Source organism: Flavobacterium gelidicaeli (assembly GCF_013294005.1).
Classification (GTDB): domain Bacteria; phylum Bacteroidota; class Bacteroidia; order Flavobacteriales; family Flavobacteriaceae; genus Flavobacterium.
Window position 1 is genome coordinate 13510 of the sequence record NZ_JABSNK010000016.1, and the last position, 16847, is coordinate 30356.

The 16847-nt window shown below is 33.0% G+C and carries 17 protein-coding genes; 7 read left to right on the plus strand and 10 right to left on the minus strand.

Annotated features, from left to right (window positions below; translation table 11 throughout):
- Nucleotides 1–52: 52 nt before the first annotated feature.
- From HNP99_RS16070 to dnaA, 7 genes are all read right to left on the minus strand, one after another.
- Complete coding sequence (locus tag HNP99_RS16070; protein WP_173854469.1) at nt 53–1417, minus strand: methylmalonyl-CoA mutase subunit beta; 1365 nt, start codon at nt 1415–1417, stop codon at nt 53–55.
- Between the two features lie 28 nt (nt 1418–1445).
- Nucleotides 1446–1775, minus strand: a complete 330-nt coding sequence (locus tag HNP99_RS16075) for an FtsB family cell division protein (RefSeq protein WP_173854470.1) — start codon at nt 1773–1775, stop codon at nt 1446–1448.
- Nucleotides 1776–1926: 151 nt separating this feature from the next.
- Nucleotides 1927–2535 (minus strand): uridine kinase, encoded by a 609-nt coding sequence (gene udk / locus HNP99_RS16080; RefSeq protein ID WP_173854471.1) that lies wholly within the window; start codon nt 2533–2535, stop codon nt 1927–1929.
- A 280-nt stretch (nt 2536–2815) separates the two neighbouring features.
- Complete coding sequence (locus tag HNP99_RS16085) at nt 2816–3697, minus strand: SDR family oxidoreductase (protein WP_173854472.1); 882 nt, start codon at nt 3695–3697, stop codon at nt 2816–2818.
- Between the two features lie 283 nt (nt 3698–3980).
- Entirely contained in the window at nt 3981–4703 is a 723-nt protein-coding gene (locus HNP99_RS16090) for an SAM-dependent methyltransferase (RefSeq protein WP_173854473.1), read from the minus strand.
- Nucleotides 4704–4784: 81 nt separating this feature from the next.
- Nucleotides 4785–5252 (minus strand): low molecular weight protein-tyrosine-phosphatase, encoded by a 468-nt coding sequence (locus tag HNP99_RS16095; protein ID WP_173854474.1) that lies wholly within the window; start codon nt 5250–5252, stop codon nt 4785–4787.
- A 7-nt stretch (nt 5253–5259) separates the two neighbouring features.
- Nucleotides 5260–6687 carry a chromosomal replication initiator protein DnaA gene (dnaA, locus tag HNP99_RS16100; RefSeq protein WP_173854475.1) on the minus strand — a complete coding sequence of 476 codons (1428 nt, stop codon included), beginning with the start codon at nt 6685–6687 and terminating at the stop codon, nt 5260–5262.
- Nucleotides 6688–6883: 196 nt separating this feature from the next.
- On the opposite strand from dnaA, the gene HNP99_RS16105 reads away from it, so the two are divergent.
- Nucleotides 6884–7288: an acyl-CoA thioesterase gene (locus tag HNP99_RS16105; RefSeq protein WP_173854476.1), complete on the plus strand. Its 405-nt coding sequence runs from the start codon at nt 6884–6886 to the stop codon at nt 7286–7288.
- A 20-nt stretch (nt 7289–7308) separates the two neighbouring features.
- On the opposite strand, the gene HNP99_RS16110 is transcribed toward HNP99_RS16105, so the two are convergent.
- Nucleotides 7309–7941 carry an IMPACT family protein gene (locus tag HNP99_RS16110; RefSeq protein ID WP_173854477.1) on the minus strand — a complete coding sequence of 211 codons (633 nt, stop codon included), beginning with the start codon at nt 7939–7941 and terminating at the stop codon, nt 7309–7311.
- A gap of 86 nt (nt 7942–8027) precedes the next feature.
- Complete coding sequence (gene ribD, locus HNP99_RS16115) at nt 8028–9071, minus strand: bifunctional diaminohydroxyphosphoribosylaminopyrimidine deaminase/5-amino-6-(5-phosphoribosylamino)uracil reductase RibD (RefSeq protein ID WP_173854478.1); 1044 nt, start codon at nt 9069–9071, stop codon at nt 8028–8030.
- Nucleotides 9072–9187: 116 nt separating this feature from the next.
- Between ribD and HNP99_RS16120 the strand changes: the two genes are divergently transcribed.
- Both HNP99_RS16120 and prmC read left to right on the plus strand, forming a co-directional pair.
- On the plus strand, nt 9188–9673 hold the full coding sequence (locus tag HNP99_RS16120) for a GNAT family N-acetyltransferase (protein WP_173854479.1): 486 nt from the start codon (nt 9188–9190) through the stop codon (nt 9671–9673).
- Between the two features lie 45 nt (nt 9674–9718).
- Complete coding sequence (prmC, locus tag HNP99_RS16125; RefSeq protein ID WP_173854480.1) at nt 9719–10573, plus strand: peptide chain release factor N(5)-glutamine methyltransferase; 855 nt, start codon at nt 9719–9721, stop codon at nt 10571–10573.
- A gap of 13 nt (nt 10574–10586) precedes the next feature.
- Here the strand turns inward: prmC and HNP99_RS16130 are convergent, their stop codons facing one another.
- A complete protein-coding gene (locus HNP99_RS16130) occupies nt 10587–11831 on the minus strand; it encodes an ABC transporter permease (protein ID WP_173854481.1) in 1245 nt (414 codons plus the stop codon).
- A gap of 139 nt (nt 11832–11970) precedes the next feature.
- On the opposite strand from HNP99_RS16130, the gene HNP99_RS16135 reads away from it, so the two are divergent.
- The 4 genes from HNP99_RS16135 to dnaJ all read left to right on the plus strand — a co-directional run bounded on the left by HNP99_RS16135 (nt 11971) and on the right by dnaJ (nt 16764).
- The gene (locus HNP99_RS16135) at nt 11971–13140 is read left to right on the plus strand and encodes a hypothetical protein (RefSeq protein WP_173854482.1); all 1170 of its coding nucleotides are present in this window, start codon (nt 11971–11973) and stop codon (nt 13138–13140) included.
- A gap of 128 nt (nt 13141–13268) precedes the next feature.
- Entirely contained in the window at nt 13269–14639 is a 1371-nt protein-coding gene (gene hisS, locus HNP99_RS16140) for a histidine--tRNA ligase (protein ID WP_173854483.1), read from the plus strand.
- Nucleotides 14640–14972: 333 nt separating this feature from the next.
- Nucleotides 14973–15551 carry a nucleotide exchange factor GrpE gene (locus tag HNP99_RS16145; RefSeq protein ID WP_173854484.1) on the plus strand — a complete coding sequence of 193 codons (579 nt, stop codon included), beginning with the start codon at nt 14973–14975 and terminating at the stop codon, nt 15549–15551.
- Nucleotides 15552–15639: 88 nt separating this feature from the next.
- Nucleotides 15640–16764 carry a molecular chaperone DnaJ gene (dnaJ, locus tag HNP99_RS16150; protein WP_173854485.1) on the plus strand — a complete coding sequence of 375 codons (1125 nt, stop codon included), beginning with the start codon at nt 15640–15642 and terminating at the stop codon, nt 16762–16764.
- Nucleotides 16765–16847: the final 83 nt, after the last annotated feature.

Here is a 16847-nt window from a genome sequence, read left to right on the forward strand (position 1 = left end):
GATCTTAATTTGCACTGTTTGTAATCGCTATTTGCTTTTTAGGACTGCTAATTTATTCTGCTGCTAATCGTTCCTGCTCTAATTTTTGGGCTAATCTTTTTTCGATTATCGGAGTAATTAAAGTTTTTCTAGGATTTATTTTGACAAAAGGGAAAAGCTCTAGATCTTGTTTCATTCGGTCGTCTTTATTAGGATATTTGTTGGTTCCTAGTAAAACTTCTTTTCCAGAATCAAAGAGTTCTTGTTCCTTGTCTGCGCTTTCTTGAATTTTTCTTTTGATAATTCCTTCGTTCAGTTGCTTTAAGAAACCACCATTTGCTTCGATATCCTTAAATAAAGCCAAGGCTTTTTCTGCTAATTGATTGGTAAGCGTTTCTATGTAGTAGCTTCCATCAGCAGGATTGTTTACTTTGTCAAAATAACTTTCTTTTTTTAGAATCAATAATTGATTTCGTGCTATACGATCACCAAATTCATTGTCTTTATGATACAAAGAATCATAAGGTAGATTAGCAATGGTATCAGCGCCACCAAGTATTGCCGACATACATTCGGTAGTGGTGCGTAACATGTTTACATTATAATCATACAATGTTTTGTTGCGTTTTGTAGGGATTACGAGTAAATGACAATCTAAATCATGATTGTACTCTTTTGCAATAAGCTTAAACAAAACTCTAATTGCGCGCAATTTTGCGATTTCAAAAAAGTAATTTGTTCCCACAGCTACTTTAAGTACAATTTTTTGATTTATAATAGGGATTCTATTAAAATATTCATTGGTATGTGCGAGTGCGTAGGCAATTTGCTGTACCATGTTTGCACCAGCATTTTGATACAAACTTGCATTGACGCTAATAATAGCATTTTTAGTAACGGTGTTTGCTAATAGGTTTAGGGAATCAAAATTAGTTTTTTCGTTTGTAGTAAACCAGTTTCCATCTTTGGCTAACTGACCTATAGGATCTATATTATAATAAAAGTTTCCTTTTTTTTGTAATGCAACAGCATCAATTCTTTTAACGAAATCGATTGAGAAAAAGCTCATGTTGAAATAAACGGGAACGTTTTCAAGAGGTAGTTTTTCTAGCAATTTTTCTACTGCTAGAGTTGCATCCTCAATAGTAAATCGCAAACTTTCGGCACCACGGTTTAAGGCATCTAAGGCTCTTTCAACTGATTTTTCTATATCGTAAACAAAAATATTTTGACATATTTTAAACGCAGTCGCTCTAGTACCTACTGCTAGTCTTTTTGAAAATTCATCTTTATGATAAAATGGTTTTACCTTGATGTCTTCGGGTGAATTCCATATTAAGGTTTCGTTGTAATCAGCTCCTTTTAATTCAAACTGGATTTTTTGTTTCCATTGTTTGGATGAAACGGCGTCAAAATCTTCGAATTGATTAGTTGTCATTGTCGTTGTTATTTAAGAAATTCTAGATTTACTGGCTATTTTTTTCGATGCTGTCGCTTTCAAACTCTATGATGTAGATGTCTTCGTTTTCTTTTTTCATAAAGTATTTTTCACGCGCATACTTTTCTATTTGTTCAGGGTTTCTAAGCTCTTTTATTTGCTCTTCATCCTTGTAGATTTCTTCTTCGTAATAGGTTTTATTGTCTTCAAGTTCGCTTATTTGATTGTCTAAAAAGCGGTGATCAAAATAGGAGTAGTTGTCTAGAAAAACCATCCAACCTGAAAAAAAAAGCAATACCCAAATGTACTTGTTGCTTATGAATTTAAACCAAGGTTTGTTTTTATACGATTTTTTCATTTGGTTTGTTGTTTTAGCCCTGATGGGAACGGCATCCTTACATACCAGTGTTTGGTATGTAAGATACAGTGTACAGCAGGAAATAGCTCTAAATCAGTATTGTTGTTAATTTTATATCAATAAATTATGCTGTGATAAATTTACAATAAAATTATAGAATTCTTTGATTAATTACTGCACGAACTACGTCAATTGCTACGGTGTTGTACTTGTCATTAGGGATAATGATGTCAGCAAAGGCTTTTGTAGGCTCAATAAATTGCTGGTGCATTGGTTTTAAGGTGTTTTGGTAGCGGTTTAAGACTTCGTCCATATCGCGACCGCGCTCTGCAATGTCTCTTTTTAAACGTCGGATTAATCTTTCGTCTGAGTCAGCGTGAACATAAATTTTCACGTCAAATAAATCTCTTAATTCAGGATTAGCCAAAATTAAAATACCCTCAACAATCATTACTTTTCGTGGGTGTGTAGTGATAGTGTCTTCGGTTCTATTGTGTGTTACAAACGAGTAAACGGGTTGATGAATTGTTTTTTCGGCTTTTAATTCTTTCAAATGCGAAACTAAAAGTTCGAAATCTATGGCGCGAGGATGATCAAAGTTGATTAACGCACGTTCGTCAAAGCTCAAATTATGGTTTTCCTTATAATAAGAATCTTGCGAAATAATACCTACTTCAGCTACTGGTAGTTCATTCATAATTTGATGAACTACAGTTGTTTTTCCACTTCCTGTTCCTCCGGCAATTCCTATAATTAGCATAAAATAATTGAGTTATATTTGTTTTGCTGCAAAAATAACAATTTATCAGTTCAAAATAGGGAATTGCTAAATTAGAATTGCTAATTAATCTATATTTTATAGATCAAGATGTTTTTGTTGAAAATCATTGCTAATTTGTAGTAAAAATAGGCTGTAGTCAATTAAGAAATAGTATTAGAGAAATCTTTTTTTTTGTTTTATATTATTGGAGAATATAGCGTATAAAAAAAGCGTGCTAAAAGTGTAGCACGCTATTTTGTAAAAAGAACTCCAATGGTCTCTATTTATTTTTTTTTGCTTTTATCATCATTTCTAGTTGATCCCAAATTTCTTCAGGAATTGCTTCAAGCATATTAAATTGTCCAGCACCTTTAAGCCATTCGCCACCATCTATTACTACAACTTCTCCATTTACATAAGCAGAAAAATCAGAAACGAGATAGGCTGCTAAATTTGCTAATTCTTGGTGGTCACCTACACGTTGCAAGGGCACTTTTTTGGCCATGTCAAATTTTTCGGCAAGGTCTCCAGGTAGTAATCTATCCCATGCGCCTTTAGTTGGGAAAGGGCCTGGTGCAATTGCGTTTGTACGGATACCGTATTTAGCCCATTCTACTGCTAAACTGCGTGTCATAGCAAGTACTCCCGCTTTTGCAGTAGCGCTGGGAACAACATAAGCTGATCCTGTCCAAGCATACGTTGTTACAATATTTAAAACCGTAGCGGAAGTTTGTTTAGTGTCTATCCAGTGTTTACCAAAAGCCAAAGTACAGTTTTTAGTTCCTTTTAAAACAATATCAATAACGGTATCAAAGGCATTTGCTGATAATCTTTCGGTAGGTGAAATGAAATTTCCAGCAGCATTATTCAATAATACATCTACTTTTCCAAAAGTTTTTAATACCTCTTGCAACATGTTTTCTACTTGATCATAATGACGCACATCACATTGTAATGGTAAGCATTTTCCGCCCGTATCAGTTTCAAGTTCTGCAGCTGTGTTTTTTAATTTCTCTAAATCTCTAGAAGTAATGGCTACGTTTGCACCAAGTTCTAAGAAGTATTGGGTCATTGCTTTGCCTAATCCACTTCCACCGCCTGTAACTACAATTACTTTTCCTTTAAGGGCGTCGTCGCGTAACATTTTATCAGTATAATTCATAGTCTATAGTTTTTTATAGTAAATATAGTGAAATGTTTTAATATGCACGCATAGTAAATATATCCTATTTTGCGTCTATTTTATAGCTTTGTAGGAAGGTTATTGGGATCAGTATTGATGATTTAGGTATAAAAAATCCAATTTATAATAAAGCGATTGCTTTAAAATAAATTGGATAGCTATGTGAAGTAAAAGATACTGTATTTGTTTTAGGTCTATTGTAACTGTTATTCAGAATATGAAATTTTAATCCCTTTTTTGGTTAAACCAAATATAAAAAAAATTACATTTTATGAATTATAAAAATAGTAGGTCGCTTGTGTAAATCAATTGTTTCTTTTTTCCAAGCTGCAATCTTCTTGGTCTTAATGTATTCTGTTGGTAAGGTGATGTCTGTAGCAATGCACAAATGCGTTTCAGGATTTAAGGTTTGCACCAAATCTTCTAGTAATTTATTGTTACGATACGGAGTTTCGATAAATATTTGAGATTGATTTTTCTCGAAAGAGACTCTTTCTAAAGTTTTAAAACTGGCTCTTTTTTCGTCTTTTTCGATGGGTAAATAGCCATGAAAAGTAAAACTTTGTCCGTTCATTCCTGAAGCCATCATGGCAAGTAATATAGATGAAGGTCCAACTAATGGTACGACTTGAATGCCTTTGTCATGCGCTAACTTTACAATTACAGCACCTGGATCAGCAACTCCAGGACATCCCGCTTCACTCATTAGACCTACATTTTTCCCTTCTAACAAGGGTTTAATAAAGTCAAGGTGTTCTTTAACTTCAGTACGTTTATTTAATGTAAAAAGAATTAAATCAGATTGTTTTTTTTCAGGACTAACTTCTTTAATTGATTTACGAGCTGTTTTTTCGTTTTCAACAATATAATGGTCAATGAAATCAATGGTTCTTTTTACGGTTTGTGGTAAAACATCCATTGGGTCACATTCACCCATTGTAGTTGGAATTAAATATAATTTTCCTAGCGTATTGTTGGAATTCATTCTGCTTTTATTTTATCTGTAATTTAAATACAAAGAACGGAATTAATGTGGAAATAAGAAGTAGGAATCTTTTAAAATTGATTATTTGTGTTTTTCAATTAATCTAGAAGCGATAATAGTGCAAGCTTCATCAAGCATGTCGTAAACAATTTCAAAACCATTAGACAAACCAAAATAAGGATCTGGAACATCAACATTTTCATTTGGGAACAACTCATTTAGGATGATTTGTACTTTTTGTTTTTGTTCGGGATTGTCAGCTAATGCAATTACATTGTCATAATTAGATTTGTCCATTACGTAGATATAGTCAAAAGCATCAAAGTCAGTTTTATTAAATTGCCTTCCTTTTTGTTTTGAAATATCTAAATGGTGTGCTTTTGCTGTAGCGATAGAACGCTTATCTGGAGAGCTACCTATGTGCCAAGAACCAGTTCCTGCAGAATCTACAGAAAAATTATTTTTAGGAAGTTTTGCAGCTAATATTCCTTCGGCCAGTGGCGACCTACAAATATTACCTAAACAAACCATAAGAATTTTTACGGCCATGGAATTTTTAAAGCGTTAGTTTTTTATGAATATCGTCTACAAACTTTTTAAATTGTTTGTCAGTTGCAACTAAGTTATCGACAGTTTTGCAAGCGTGTAATACGGTTGCGTGATCGCGATCACCTATTTGTGAACCAATGTTTGCTAAAGAAGCTTTTGTGAATTTCTTTGCAAAAAACATGGCTAACTGTCTTGCTTGAACAACGTGTCTTTTTCTTGTTTTTGATTGTAAAATCTCTAAATCTAATTGGAAATAATCCGAAACAATTTTCTGGATGTAATCAATAGAGATTTCGCGTTTTACATTTTTAACAAATTTTTCAACAACACTTTTAGCAAGATCAATTGTTACTTCTTTTTTATTGAAAGAAGATTGTGCAATTAATGATATGATTGCGCCTTCAAGTTCACGAACATTTGACTTGATGTTGCTGGCTACGTATTCAATAATATCTTCAGGTATTTCAACACCATCACGATATAAAATATTTTTTACGATAGAAATTCTAGTTTCGTAATCTGGTTGGTGTAACTCAGCAGATAATCCCCATTTAAAACGGGATAATAAACGTTGTTCGATATCTTGCATATCTACTGGCGCTTTGTCAGAAGTAAGGATTACTTGTTTTCCGTTTTGATGCAAGTAATTAAATATGTGAAAAAATACATCTTGCGTTCCTGATTTACCTGATAGGAATTGTACGTCGTCAATAATTAAAACATCAATAAGTTGGTAGAAGTGAATAAAGTCATTTCTATTGTTTTTCTTAACGGAGTCAATATATTGTTGCGTGAAAATTTCGGCAGATATATATAAAACCGTTTTTTCAGGATATTTGTCTTTTATTTCAACACCAATAGCGTGTGCTAAATGGGTTTTTCCTAAACCTACACCACCAAAAATAAGTAGCGGGTTAAATGAAGTTCCACCTGGTTTATTGGCAACAGCCATACCTGCAGAACGCGCTAATCTATTGGAATCTCCTTCAAGGAAATTATCAAAGCTATAGTTAGGATTTAATTGAGATTCAATTTTTAAATTTCTGATTCCTGGAATTACAAAAGGATTTTTTAATTCTGGATCTAAATTTTTAAAAGGAGCGTCTACATTTTGTGGTTTCATTGGAGCCCGATTTGCACTTGGTAACTGCTCCGTAAACGGTTGTTTATTACCATAAGTGTTCTCCATCTTGATTTTATAAAGTAACTTTGCGTTTTTACCAAGTTCTTTTGTCAAGGCCACTTTTAACAATTTTACATAGTGCTCTTCTAGCCACTCGTAAAAAAATTTACTAGGAACTTGAATATATAATGCGTTATCGGTAAGTTCAACTGATTTGATTGGTTCAAACCAAGTCTTATAAGCTTGGTCTTGAATGTTGTCTTTGATAAAAGACAAACAGTTTTCCCATACTGATTGAGCAGTTTTGTTCATAAATTCTATTAAATTATTTTATTTAGTAATCGTTGTAATGTTAAAAAAAACGGTTGAAATGTTCTTTTTTTTCGGGGTAACAAATATGTGAACAAAATTCTATAAAAAAAAATTATTAGTGGTTGAATTTGAACTAATAATGTTGTAAGTACAGTAAAAGTATCAAAAAATAATAGTCAAAAATAGTATAAAAATTATGAAAGAACACGAATTAAAAGTGCGAGTGAGGTACTCAGAAACAGACCAAATGGGCGTGGTTTACCATGGTAATTATGCACAGTATTTTGAGATGGGACGCGTGGAATGGCTTAGAAACCTTGGGATTTCTTATAAATGGATGGAGGAAAATGGAATCATGCTTCCTGTAGTTTCTTTAAATATGAATTACAAAAAACCAGCGCGCTATGATGATTTGTTAACGATTAAAACAATATTGAAAAGTCAGACTTCTGTGAAGATAGAATTTGACTACGAGATCTACAATGAACAAATGGAGTTATTAACAATCGCAAGTTCGATTTTGGTTTTTGTAGACATGAAAACGGGTCGGCCAACTGCGCCTCCAGAGTATGTTAAGGAAAAACTATTGCGATTACAATAAGGTATTGCTTAGCGAGCTGATTATTCCTTAATTTGGATATCAATTTCGTACAAAGAATGAAAAATGTCGGCAATTTGTTCGGCATTTTTTTTTCTTATTTTGATCTCAATTATGCCTATTGGGAGTCCGGTTTCTTCTTTTATTTCCATTTCTTGAGTCACAATATCAAGGTTTTTTTCCTTGATTACACGCATCACTTTATTCATGTTTTTGTAATCAAAAGAGATTAAATAATGAATGTCAATCGTTTTTTCGATGATATCGCAACTTTCTAAGGTAATTTGTGCTGATGTTTTATAAGCAGAGATTAATCCTCCTACGCCTAGTTTTGTTCCTCCAAATAAGCGAACCACTATAACGACTGTATTGGTCACGTCAAACGACTGTAATTGTCCATAAATAGGCATTCCTGCACTATTGCTTGGTTCTCCATCGTCATTTGCACGATAAGTTATTGTATCAGTACCTATTTGATATGCATAACAAAAATGGCCCGCATGAGGGTGTTTCTTTTTTAAAGTCTCAATAATGGGCTTTAACTCCTCCTCTGAAGAAATAGGGAAAGCATATCCAAAAAATTTACTATTCTTTTCTTTAAATAAAGTTTCTTCTGATTCGAATGCAATGGTGTTGTAAGTGTCTTTAATTTCCAATAGTTTTTTTAGATTATTTGTTTGCTAAATAAGTCTACAACGTCTTCTTAATACTTGTCTAAATTGATAAATACGTTCCCAAATCATCAATCATGATTGAATATTTTTATAAGTTCATCGTCAAGAATTGCAAATTTTTCTAGATTTTTCCTTGCTATTTCAGGAGCTGTAGTTCCTGTTTTAAAGGATGCGTTTCCTATGAAGATGCGTGCTTCATCCCATAAATTAGCAGTTATAAATGTCTGTAAAGTTTGTCGGCCTCCTTCAATAATCACAGATTGTATTTTGTGTTTGTATAATACTTCGGTAACTTGAGACGCTATATTTTGTTCAAAGTCTATACTTTCAAAGAGGCAGTTTTCTTGTTGTGTTTCCGGTTTAGATTTTGATATAAAAATTGTTTTAACTTGATTGTCAAAAACATGGAGTGAGTTTGGAATTCTATTATTTTGATCTAAAACCACACGCACAGGATTAGCTCCTGTCCAATCTCTAACATCTAGTTTTGGGTTGTCATCAAGAACGGTTTGCGTTCCTACAAGAATGGCTTGCTCTTCACTTCGCCATTTATGTACTAATTGTCTTGAATAAGCATTTGTAATCCAAACCGGTTTTTGTTCGTCTTTACTTTCGGGTGCAATAAATCCATCATTGCTTTCGGCCCATTTTAAAATAATGTAGGGTCTTTTCTTTAAATGAAAGGTAAAAAAACGTTTGTTGAGTTGGTTGCATTCTTTTTCTAAAATACCCACAGTAACTTTTGCACCAGCGGCAACTAATCTCTTAATTCCGTTTCCTGCTACTTGAATGTTTGGGTCAACTGTACCAACCACTACGTAGGGAATCTCATTTTTTATAATCAAATCACAACAAGGAGGTGTTTTTCCAAAATGGCTACAAGGTTCTAAACTAACGTAAATGGTTGCTTTTTTAAGCAGCGATTTATCTTTAACGGAGTTTATTGCGTTTACTTCGGCATGCCCTTCCCCCGATTTTTTATGCCAGCCTTCACCAATTATAGTATCATTATAAACAATAACGCTACCCACCATAGGGTTTGGGTAGGTAGTTCCTAAACCGTTTTTGGCTAAGGCAATGCAACGCTCGATGTATTTTTCATGTATATTCACAATGCAAAAGTAATTATTTTTAGGCTGAAGCCGAAGGATTAACATTAGTTTTGAAACTACAGTAAATTACAACAAACTATTTCTATTTTTGTCCTATTATAATTAAGTAGTAGATAATGGAGAATTGTATTATTAGAAAAATTGAAAAAAAAGACAATCAAGCCGTAGCAGCTTTGATACGTGCTGTTTTTGACGAAATGAATATTCCAAAAGTAGGAACTGCATATGAAGATCCTTATTTGGATTTAATGTTTGAAGAATATAGTAAACCAAAATCTGTTTATTATGTACTTGAAAAAGAGGATAAGATTGTAGGTGTAGCCGGAATTGCACCCTTAGAAAATGAAGCAGAATCCATTTGTGAATTGCAAAAAATGTATTTTCTGCCAGAAACAAGAGGATTAGGTCTTGGTGCTAAAATGATGGATACTTGCTTAAAAAATGCAAAAGAGATGGGGTTTGAAAGCTGTTATCTAGAAACAATGCCTTTTATGCTTGGTGCTCAAAAATTATATAAAAAATCAGGTTTTAAATACATTGATGGTCCAATGGGAAGTACGGGACATACCTCATGCCCAATTTGGATGTTGAAAAAACTATAAGTAAATGAATTATGAATCTTGGATTTATAAAGCAATAGAAATAAAATGAAAATTAAACAGTATCGAGACCAGTTTATTCAAGCACTTTCTCCTATACACGGTGAAGACGAAGCGGAGAGTTTCTTTTATTTAATATTAGAAGATAAAAACCAATTAAAAAGAATTGATTTGGCTCTGCAGCCAGACTTAGTATTTTCTCAAGAAGAATTAGTGGTTTGGAACACGCTTTTAGAACAATTAAAATTAGAAATTCCAGTGCAGTATTTGCTGGGAAACACTAGTTTTTACGGATTAGAATTTGAGGTAAATGAACACGTTTTGATTCCGAGATCAGAAACTGAAGAATTGGTTGAGTGGATTGTAAGCGACTGTTTGAAAAGATCAGAAATAAAGAGTTTGAAAATTCTAGATATTGGTACCGGTAGCGGATGTATTGCTATTGCTTTAGCTAAGAACGTTCCAAATGCTCAAGTTTTTGCAATTGATGTTTCGGAGAATGCTTTGGCTACAGCCAAAATAAATGCCGCAAATAATGATGTTAAAGTCACTTTTTTACTGCAAAATATCCTTGAAACCAAAGATTTAAACCAACAGTTTGATATTATCGTTTCTAATCCTCCTTATGTTCGGAATTTAGAAAAGCAGGAAATTAAAAAGAATGTTTTAGACAATGAACCTCATTTAGCACTTTTTGTAGAAGATGATGATGCTTTGATTTTTTATCGAAAAATAGCCGAGCTTGCCCAGAAAAATCTAGTTCCAAGCGGGCAGTTGTATTTTGAAATTAATCAATATTTAGGTAAAGAAACGGTTGCTTTGCTGGATGAATTGCAATTTAAAAACACCCAGCTGCGAAAAGATATTTATGGAAACGACCGCATGACAAAAAGCAGTTTGTAATAGTTATTGATCTCTATTCGTAGCGCAAAGATTCAATGGGGTCTAGTTTAGACGCTTTTAAAGCAGGGTATAATCCTGAAATAATGGCTACAATAAAACTAGTGATAAATGCAGCAAGCATTGCCATCCACGGAATCACAAACACAAATCCCATTGCAGTTGCAATACCAAAACCAATAAGGACACCAAAAATAATTCCTACAATTCCACCTAATTGGCCTATTATTAAAGTCTCTATGAAAAATTGGTAAGCAATTGTACTTCTTTTTGCTCCAAGTGCTTTTCTTACTCCTATTTCACGAGTCCTATCGGTTACAGATACAAACATGATGTTCATTAATGCTATTGAAGAACCTAATATGGTAATGATACCAATAAACCAAGAGGCGATTCCTAAATATTGTGTGATGCTTAGGATTCGATTTATCAAATCATCGGAACGAACAATACCAAAGTTATTGTCTTTTATAGGACTCAACTTTCTTACCCTACGCATGGTGCTATTGGCATTATCAATGGCTTCTTCAAGAAATTGCTTGTTAGAAACCATGACACTCATCGTGTAGTTAATATTAGGTGCGGTAAATAAAGATCGCGCGACTTGTATAGGAATTAGGACACGTAAATCTTGGCTGTTGCCAAAAGTAGACCCCTTTTCTTTTAAGATTCCTATTACTTTAAAACGAGCACCACGAATCGAAATTATTTTATCAATTGGATTGATATCTTTTAATAATCCTTTTCCAAAATCAGAACCTACAATACAAGAATAGGTATTGTTACTAATATCAAAATTGGTAAAATTACGTCCTAAATCGGTTTCTAATCCAGAATTAGTTAAGAAGAATTCGTCTACACCTAGAACCGATATTTCTGGATCGGTTTTATTGGCTTCATATTTTACCTCGGCAGATGAAGTTGCCGTAAATGAAACTGATGTTTCGGTAAAAGGGTATTTGTATTTATTCTTGAATGCTACTGCTTCAGGATAGGAAATTATAGGATTGATTACTTCTCGCTCATCGCCACCACGTCTACGAGTGGTGTTTTCATATTGCTTTATATTGAAGGTATTGGCACCCATAGAAGCAAAATCGGAAGAAATAGTATTCTCCAATGCCGAAACAACGGTTAGGATACCAACCAAAGCGGTAATTCCTATAGCAATAATAATTACGGTAAGAATAGTTCTTAGCATTTGAGTTCTAATGGAACCTATAGCAATCCGTACATTTTCTTTGAATAAATTTAGCATCATACTAGTTTGACACGAAAATACAATTTTTGTTACAAGTTTGTTTTACAAGAAGTGTTTTTTATTTTATAAATAAGAAATTTACTGTTTAAAAATTGCATATTTGTTTGATTTCTAGAAATTTAATTTACAAATTTAAAAAATGAATAACATCTTTTTTACTCTTTGCTGTCTCGTTTTTATCAGCAGTGTAGGACGCTCACAGGTTTTCAATGTTAACAAATTAATTGTTGATAAAGAGACAAAATTTCCTTTAGAAAATGTTAGCGTTTCTAATGATATTGATAACTCCTCAACAAATCATGAAGGTTTTTTTATTTTTAATTCCAGCAAAAATGAAATTAATTTTAATTTATTAGGTTACAACTCCATTAAAAGTACTTTCGATGCTATAGCAAAAAAGGACACTGTTTTTATGGAATCCAAAGCTTTTATATTAGATGAAGTACTTGTTTCGAATGTTGAGCCTTTTATGAAAAAAGTATATGATAAAATGAGCGATAATTTTATCAAGGAGTATACAGTTAATTTCTTTTTAAGAAGTATATTGAAAAATGAGGATAGTATTATTGTTTTACAAGATATTCAGGGTAAAAGAGGGAGGTATGATAACTCAAAATATCCTTATGACATCGAGGTCTTAAATATGAGAAAGACAAGTTTGTTCGAAAAAAAGAATGCTATCGATTTTACATTGCCTGACTTTAATCAGTTTTTTAGCCCGCCAATACCAATTAGAGAGAAGACGAATTTTACGGAGGTAATTTATAATGATGCTGATTTTCGAAAAATAGTATTTGAAGGAAAGGAGAAAAATGCTTGGGGACAGACGCTCAAAGGCTATTTTATTATCAATAAGAATGACTATGCTATCGTGGAGCATTATATCTCACTTTATGATAATCCTGATCTAATACCCTATGTGAAATTCACATTATCGAGTATGCGCTATAAAACAACAAACTATGAGCGATTTTTTAGTTACAGTAAAAATGAAATTTTAAATAAATATTATTTAAAAAGTTCAAAACTTAATACGCAGTTAGAAGTTTTGAGAAATAAAAAAGATACAAAACCAGCTTATGTTGATTTTGCAATGGACTATTTTATAACCAATGCAGTAACTCGCGATAAGGTGGAATCTAATTTCTCTGTTGATAAAGATATATTCAAGGCTAAGTTTCCTTATTCGGCCGATTTTTGGAACAATCAAAATCAACTACCATTAACAACGGAATTAAAAGTATTTTTGAAAAAAGTATCTCAAAATAAAGATAAAAAGAAGGAATTTGAGATAATAGGGAATTTCTAAAAATGTTTATTTAAAAAATTAGATATTTGCAGTCCTATTTATGAAGTTAAAATAAAAAACAGTGATTTCAATAATCGGTTTTAGTTTGTAATTCATAATATATCATTTAAAATTCATAACTTATTATAATGGCATCAAAACCAAGTATACCAAAAGGGACAAGAGATTTTTCGCCTACTGAAGTAGCAAAGCGTCAATATATCATGCAGATTATTAGAAGTAATTTCGAAAAATTTGGTTTTCAACCCATCGAAACCCCTTCTTTTGAAAACTCCGATACTTTGATGGGGAAATATGGAGAAGAAGGAGATCGTTTGATTTTTAAGATATTAAATTCAGGTGATTATTTGGCGAAAGCCAATGAGGCTCATTTAGAAAGCAGAGACAGTACAAAATTAACATCAAGTATTTCAGAAAAAGCGTTGCGTTATGACTTAACAGTTCCGTTTGCAAGATACGTGGTGCAGCACCAGAATGACATAGAGTTTCCTTTTAAAAGGTATCAAATTCAGCCAGTTTGGCGTGCTGACCGTCCGCAAAAAGGACGTTTTAGAGAATTTTTTCAGTGTGATGCTGATGTGGTTGGATCTACTTCATTATGGCAGGAAGTAGAATTAGTGCAATTGTATGATACTGTTTTTACGGCTTTAGGATTAGATGGTGTTACAATAAAAATCAATAACAGGAAAATATTATCTGGAATTGCTGAGGTAATTGGCGCTTCGGATAAGTTAATTGACTTTACTGTAGCTCTAGATAAACTGGACAAGATAGGCGAGGACGGAGTGAAAAAGGAAATGATTGAAAAAGGAATCACTGCAGATGCAATTGAAAAAGTGCAGCCTTTATTTCATTTTACGGGAACGATTTCTGAAAAAATAACCCAATTATCACAACTTTTAGCGGCTTCAAATGAAGGGATGAAAGGAGTAGAAGAATTGCGTTTTATATGTGATAATGTGTCTAAATTGGGATTAGCTACAGCTATTTTAGATTTAGATGTAACCTTAGCTCGTGGATTAAATTATTATACAGGAGCTATTTTTGAAGTGGCTGCGCCAAAAACTGTTGCTATGGGGTCCATTGGTGGCGGTGGAAGGTATGATGATTTGACGGGTATTTTTGGTTTGAAAAACATGAGTGGTGTTGGAATTTCATTTGGTTTAGACCGAATTTATTTGGTTGTAGAAGAGTTGAATTTATTTCCAGAAACAGTTACAACTGCAACAAAAGCATTGTTTATTAATTACGGAGATAATGAAGCTTTGTATGCAATGCAAGCCATTAAAAAATTAAGAGCTGCAGGAGTTAAAGTAGAGTTGTATCCAGATAGTGCCAAAATGGCTAAACAGTTTCAACATGCCGACAGGAGAAATATACCTTATGCAGTAATCGCTGGAGATAAAGAAATGGAGACCAATAGTTATTCTTTAAAAAACCTAGCTTCAGGAGAACAGCTAGTCGTTGACTTTGAGGCTTTAAAAGCAGCGTTGTTGTAGTGATAACTAAGAATTAGGTTTATATAAAAAAAGCTTTGTTATTGCAACAAAGCTTTTTTTGATATAGGGTAATCACGAATTAATAATTAGGGCAAAACCAATCTTAATTTTTTAGTAGATCATAAAATCTAAATTTGGATTAGAATCTAAAACAAACATATCGAAATTTAGGTTAAACAATCTTAAAATTATATTAAATTTTTATTTATTGCTAAAAAATACGGTTATTAATACGAATAGGGTAAAAGTGACTGTGTTTTAAAAATTATCGTGACAATTTGACATTTTTTAAGATTTGGCAGTACTTTTGCCTTCCAAAGAAAAGTGCAAAAAATGAAGTTTAAGAATATATTTAAAAATACTAGTAATATGGCTACTGAAAATACAGATATCGATCAAAAATTAGAAGATGTAACGATTGAGAACAATGCTAATGAGGAACAAGTTGTTGCAGAAGAATTAACTGTTGAAGAGCAATTAACGAGAGACTTAGCACAAGAGAAAGATAAGTTTTTGAGATTGTTTGCTGAGTTTGAAAATTACAAAAGACGTACTACAAAAGAGCGTATTGAGTTGTTTAAAACGGCAAATCAAGAGGTTTTACTAGCAATGTTGCCTGTTCTTGATGATTTTGATAGAGCAATGATTGAAATTTCTAAATCAGAAGATGAGGTAATGACTAAAGGTGTTGAGCTTATTCATGAGAAATTGAAAAGTACTTTAGTGACTAAAGGATTAGAAGTTGTTGATGTAAAAGCAGGTGATCCATTTGATGCTGATTTTGCTGAAGCAATTACTCAAATTCCAGCACCTACTGATAAAATGAAAGGTAAAATTGTAGACGTTCTTGAAAAAGGATACAAATTAGGTGACAAGATTATTCGTTTCCCTAAAGTAGTAATAGGACAATAGAGACACAATAAGGACATTATTACAGGTCTTTAATAGTATATCTAAAGAATCCTGACATCAGTTTGTGGTTCAACATAATAAAATTAAAATGAAACAAGATTTTTACGAGATATTAGGTATTTCTAAAAATGCAGATGCTGCAGCAATTAAGAAAGCCTACAGAAAAAAAGCATTAGAATACCATCCTGACAAAAACCCTGGAGACAAATCGGCAGAGGATAAGTTTAAAGTTGCTGCAGAAGCCTATGAAGTTTTAAGTGATCCAAGCAAAAAAGCGAAGTACGACCAGTATGGACATCAAGCATTTGATGGTTCTGGTGGTTTTGGCGGAGGCGGAGGTCAAGGCGGCATGAACATGGACGATATCTTTAGCCAGTTTGGTGATATTTTTGGTAGCGCTTTTGGTGGTGGTGGCGGATTTGGTGGCGGAGGCGGTGGTCAACGCAGAACTAAAGGAAGCAACCTACGTATCAAAGTAAAATTAACACTAGAGGAAATTGCTAATGGTGTTGAGAAAAAAGTAAAAGTTAAACGTAAAGTACAAGCACCTGGGGTTTCTTATAAAACTTGTGGTACTTGTAATGGTCAAGGGCAGGTAATGCGCGTGACTAATACAATTTTAGGTAGAATGCAATCAGCTTCTACTTGTCCTACTTGTGGTGGTTCAGGTCAAATTTTGGATAAAAAACCTGCTGAAGCTGATGCTCAAGGAATGATTCTAGAAGATGAAACTGTTTCTATCAAGATTCCTGCTGGAGTTGTTGACGGGATGCAATTAAAAGTTTCTAACAAAGGAAACGATGCTCCAGGAAACAGTGTTCCAGGGGATTTAATTGTAGCTATTGAGGAGTTAGAGCATGAATTCTTGAAACGTGAGGGAGAGAATTTACATTATGACTTATACATTAGTTTTGCTGAAGCTGTTTTAGGTGTTTCTAAAGATATCGAAGCAGTAAATGGTAAAGTGAGAATTAAATTAGAAGACGGAATCCAATCAGGAAAAATCCTTAGATTAAAAGGTAAAGGTATTCCAAGTATTAATGGCTACGGTAACGGGGACTTATTAGTACATGTGAATGTCTGGACTCCTAAAACATTAAATAAAGAACAAAAACAATTTTTTGAGAAAAATCTTGAAGATGATAATTTTGTTCCAAATCCTGAAAAGTCAGATAAATCATTTTTTGAGAAAGTAAAAGATATGTTTTCTTAAATATGAATTTAGTATAGAAAGAATCTTGTATTCGTTTCTTCTAAAATATAATTCCCATCCTTGTGAAAATAAGGATGGGTTTT

Excerpts from the sequence above, each read along its gene's own strand:
- HNP99_RS16095 (WP_173854474.1), bottom strand. The coding sequence starts at position 5,252 with ATGGCCGTAAAAATTCTTATGGTTTGTTTAGGTAATATTTGTAGGTCG.
- udk (WP_173854471.1), bottom strand. The coding sequence starts at position 2,535 with ATGCTAATTATAGGAATTGCCGGAGGAACAGGAAGTGGAAAAACAACT.
- HNP99_RS16145 (WP_173854484.1), top strand. The coding sequence starts at position 14,973 with ATGAAGTTTAAGAATATATTTAAAAATACTAGTAATATGGCTACTGAA.
- dnaA (WP_173854475.1), bottom strand. The coding sequence starts at position 6,687 with ATGAACAAAACTGCTCAATCAGTATGGGAAAACTGTTTGTCTTTTATC.
- HNP99_RS16085 (WP_173854472.1), bottom strand. The coding sequence starts at position 3,697 with ATGAATTATACTGATAAAATGTTACGCGACGACGCCCTTAAAGGAAAA.
- HNP99_RS16135 (WP_173854482.1), top strand. The coding sequence starts at position 11,971 with ATGAATAACATCTTTTTTACTCTTTGCTGTCTCGTTTTTATCAGCAGT.
- HNP99_RS16070 (WP_173854469.1), bottom strand. The coding sequence starts at position 1,417 with ATGACAACTAATCAATTCGAAGATTTTGACGCCGTTTCATCCAAACAA.
- HNP99_RS16120 (WP_173854479.1), top strand. The coding sequence starts at position 9,188 with ATGGAGAATTGTATTATTAGAAAAATTGAAAAAAAAGACAATCAAGCC.
- HNP99_RS16130 (WP_173854481.1), bottom strand. The coding sequence starts at position 11,831 with ATGATGCTAAATTTATTCAAAGAAAATGTACGGATTGCTATAGGTTCC.
- hisS (WP_173854483.1), top strand. The coding sequence starts at position 13,269 with ATGGCATCAAAACCAAGTATACCAAAAGGGACAAGAGATTTTTCGCCT.
- dnaJ (WP_173854485.1), top strand. The coding sequence starts at position 15,640 with ATGAAACAAGATTTTTACGAGATATTAGGTATTTCTAAAAATGCAGAT.
- HNP99_RS16105 (WP_173854476.1), top strand. The coding sequence starts at position 6,884 with ATGAAAGAACACGAATTAAAAGTGCGAGTGAGGTACTCAGAAACAGAC.
- prmC (WP_173854480.1), top strand. The coding sequence starts at position 9,719 with ATGAAAATTAAACAGTATCGAGACCAGTTTATTCAAGCACTTTCTCCT.
- HNP99_RS16075 (WP_173854470.1), bottom strand. The coding sequence starts at position 1,775 with ATGAAAAAATCGTATAAAAACAAACCTTGGTTTAAATTCATAAGCAAC.
- HNP99_RS16090 (WP_173854473.1), bottom strand. The coding sequence starts at position 4,703 with ATGAATTCCAACAATACGCTAGGAAAATTATATTTAATTCCAACTACA.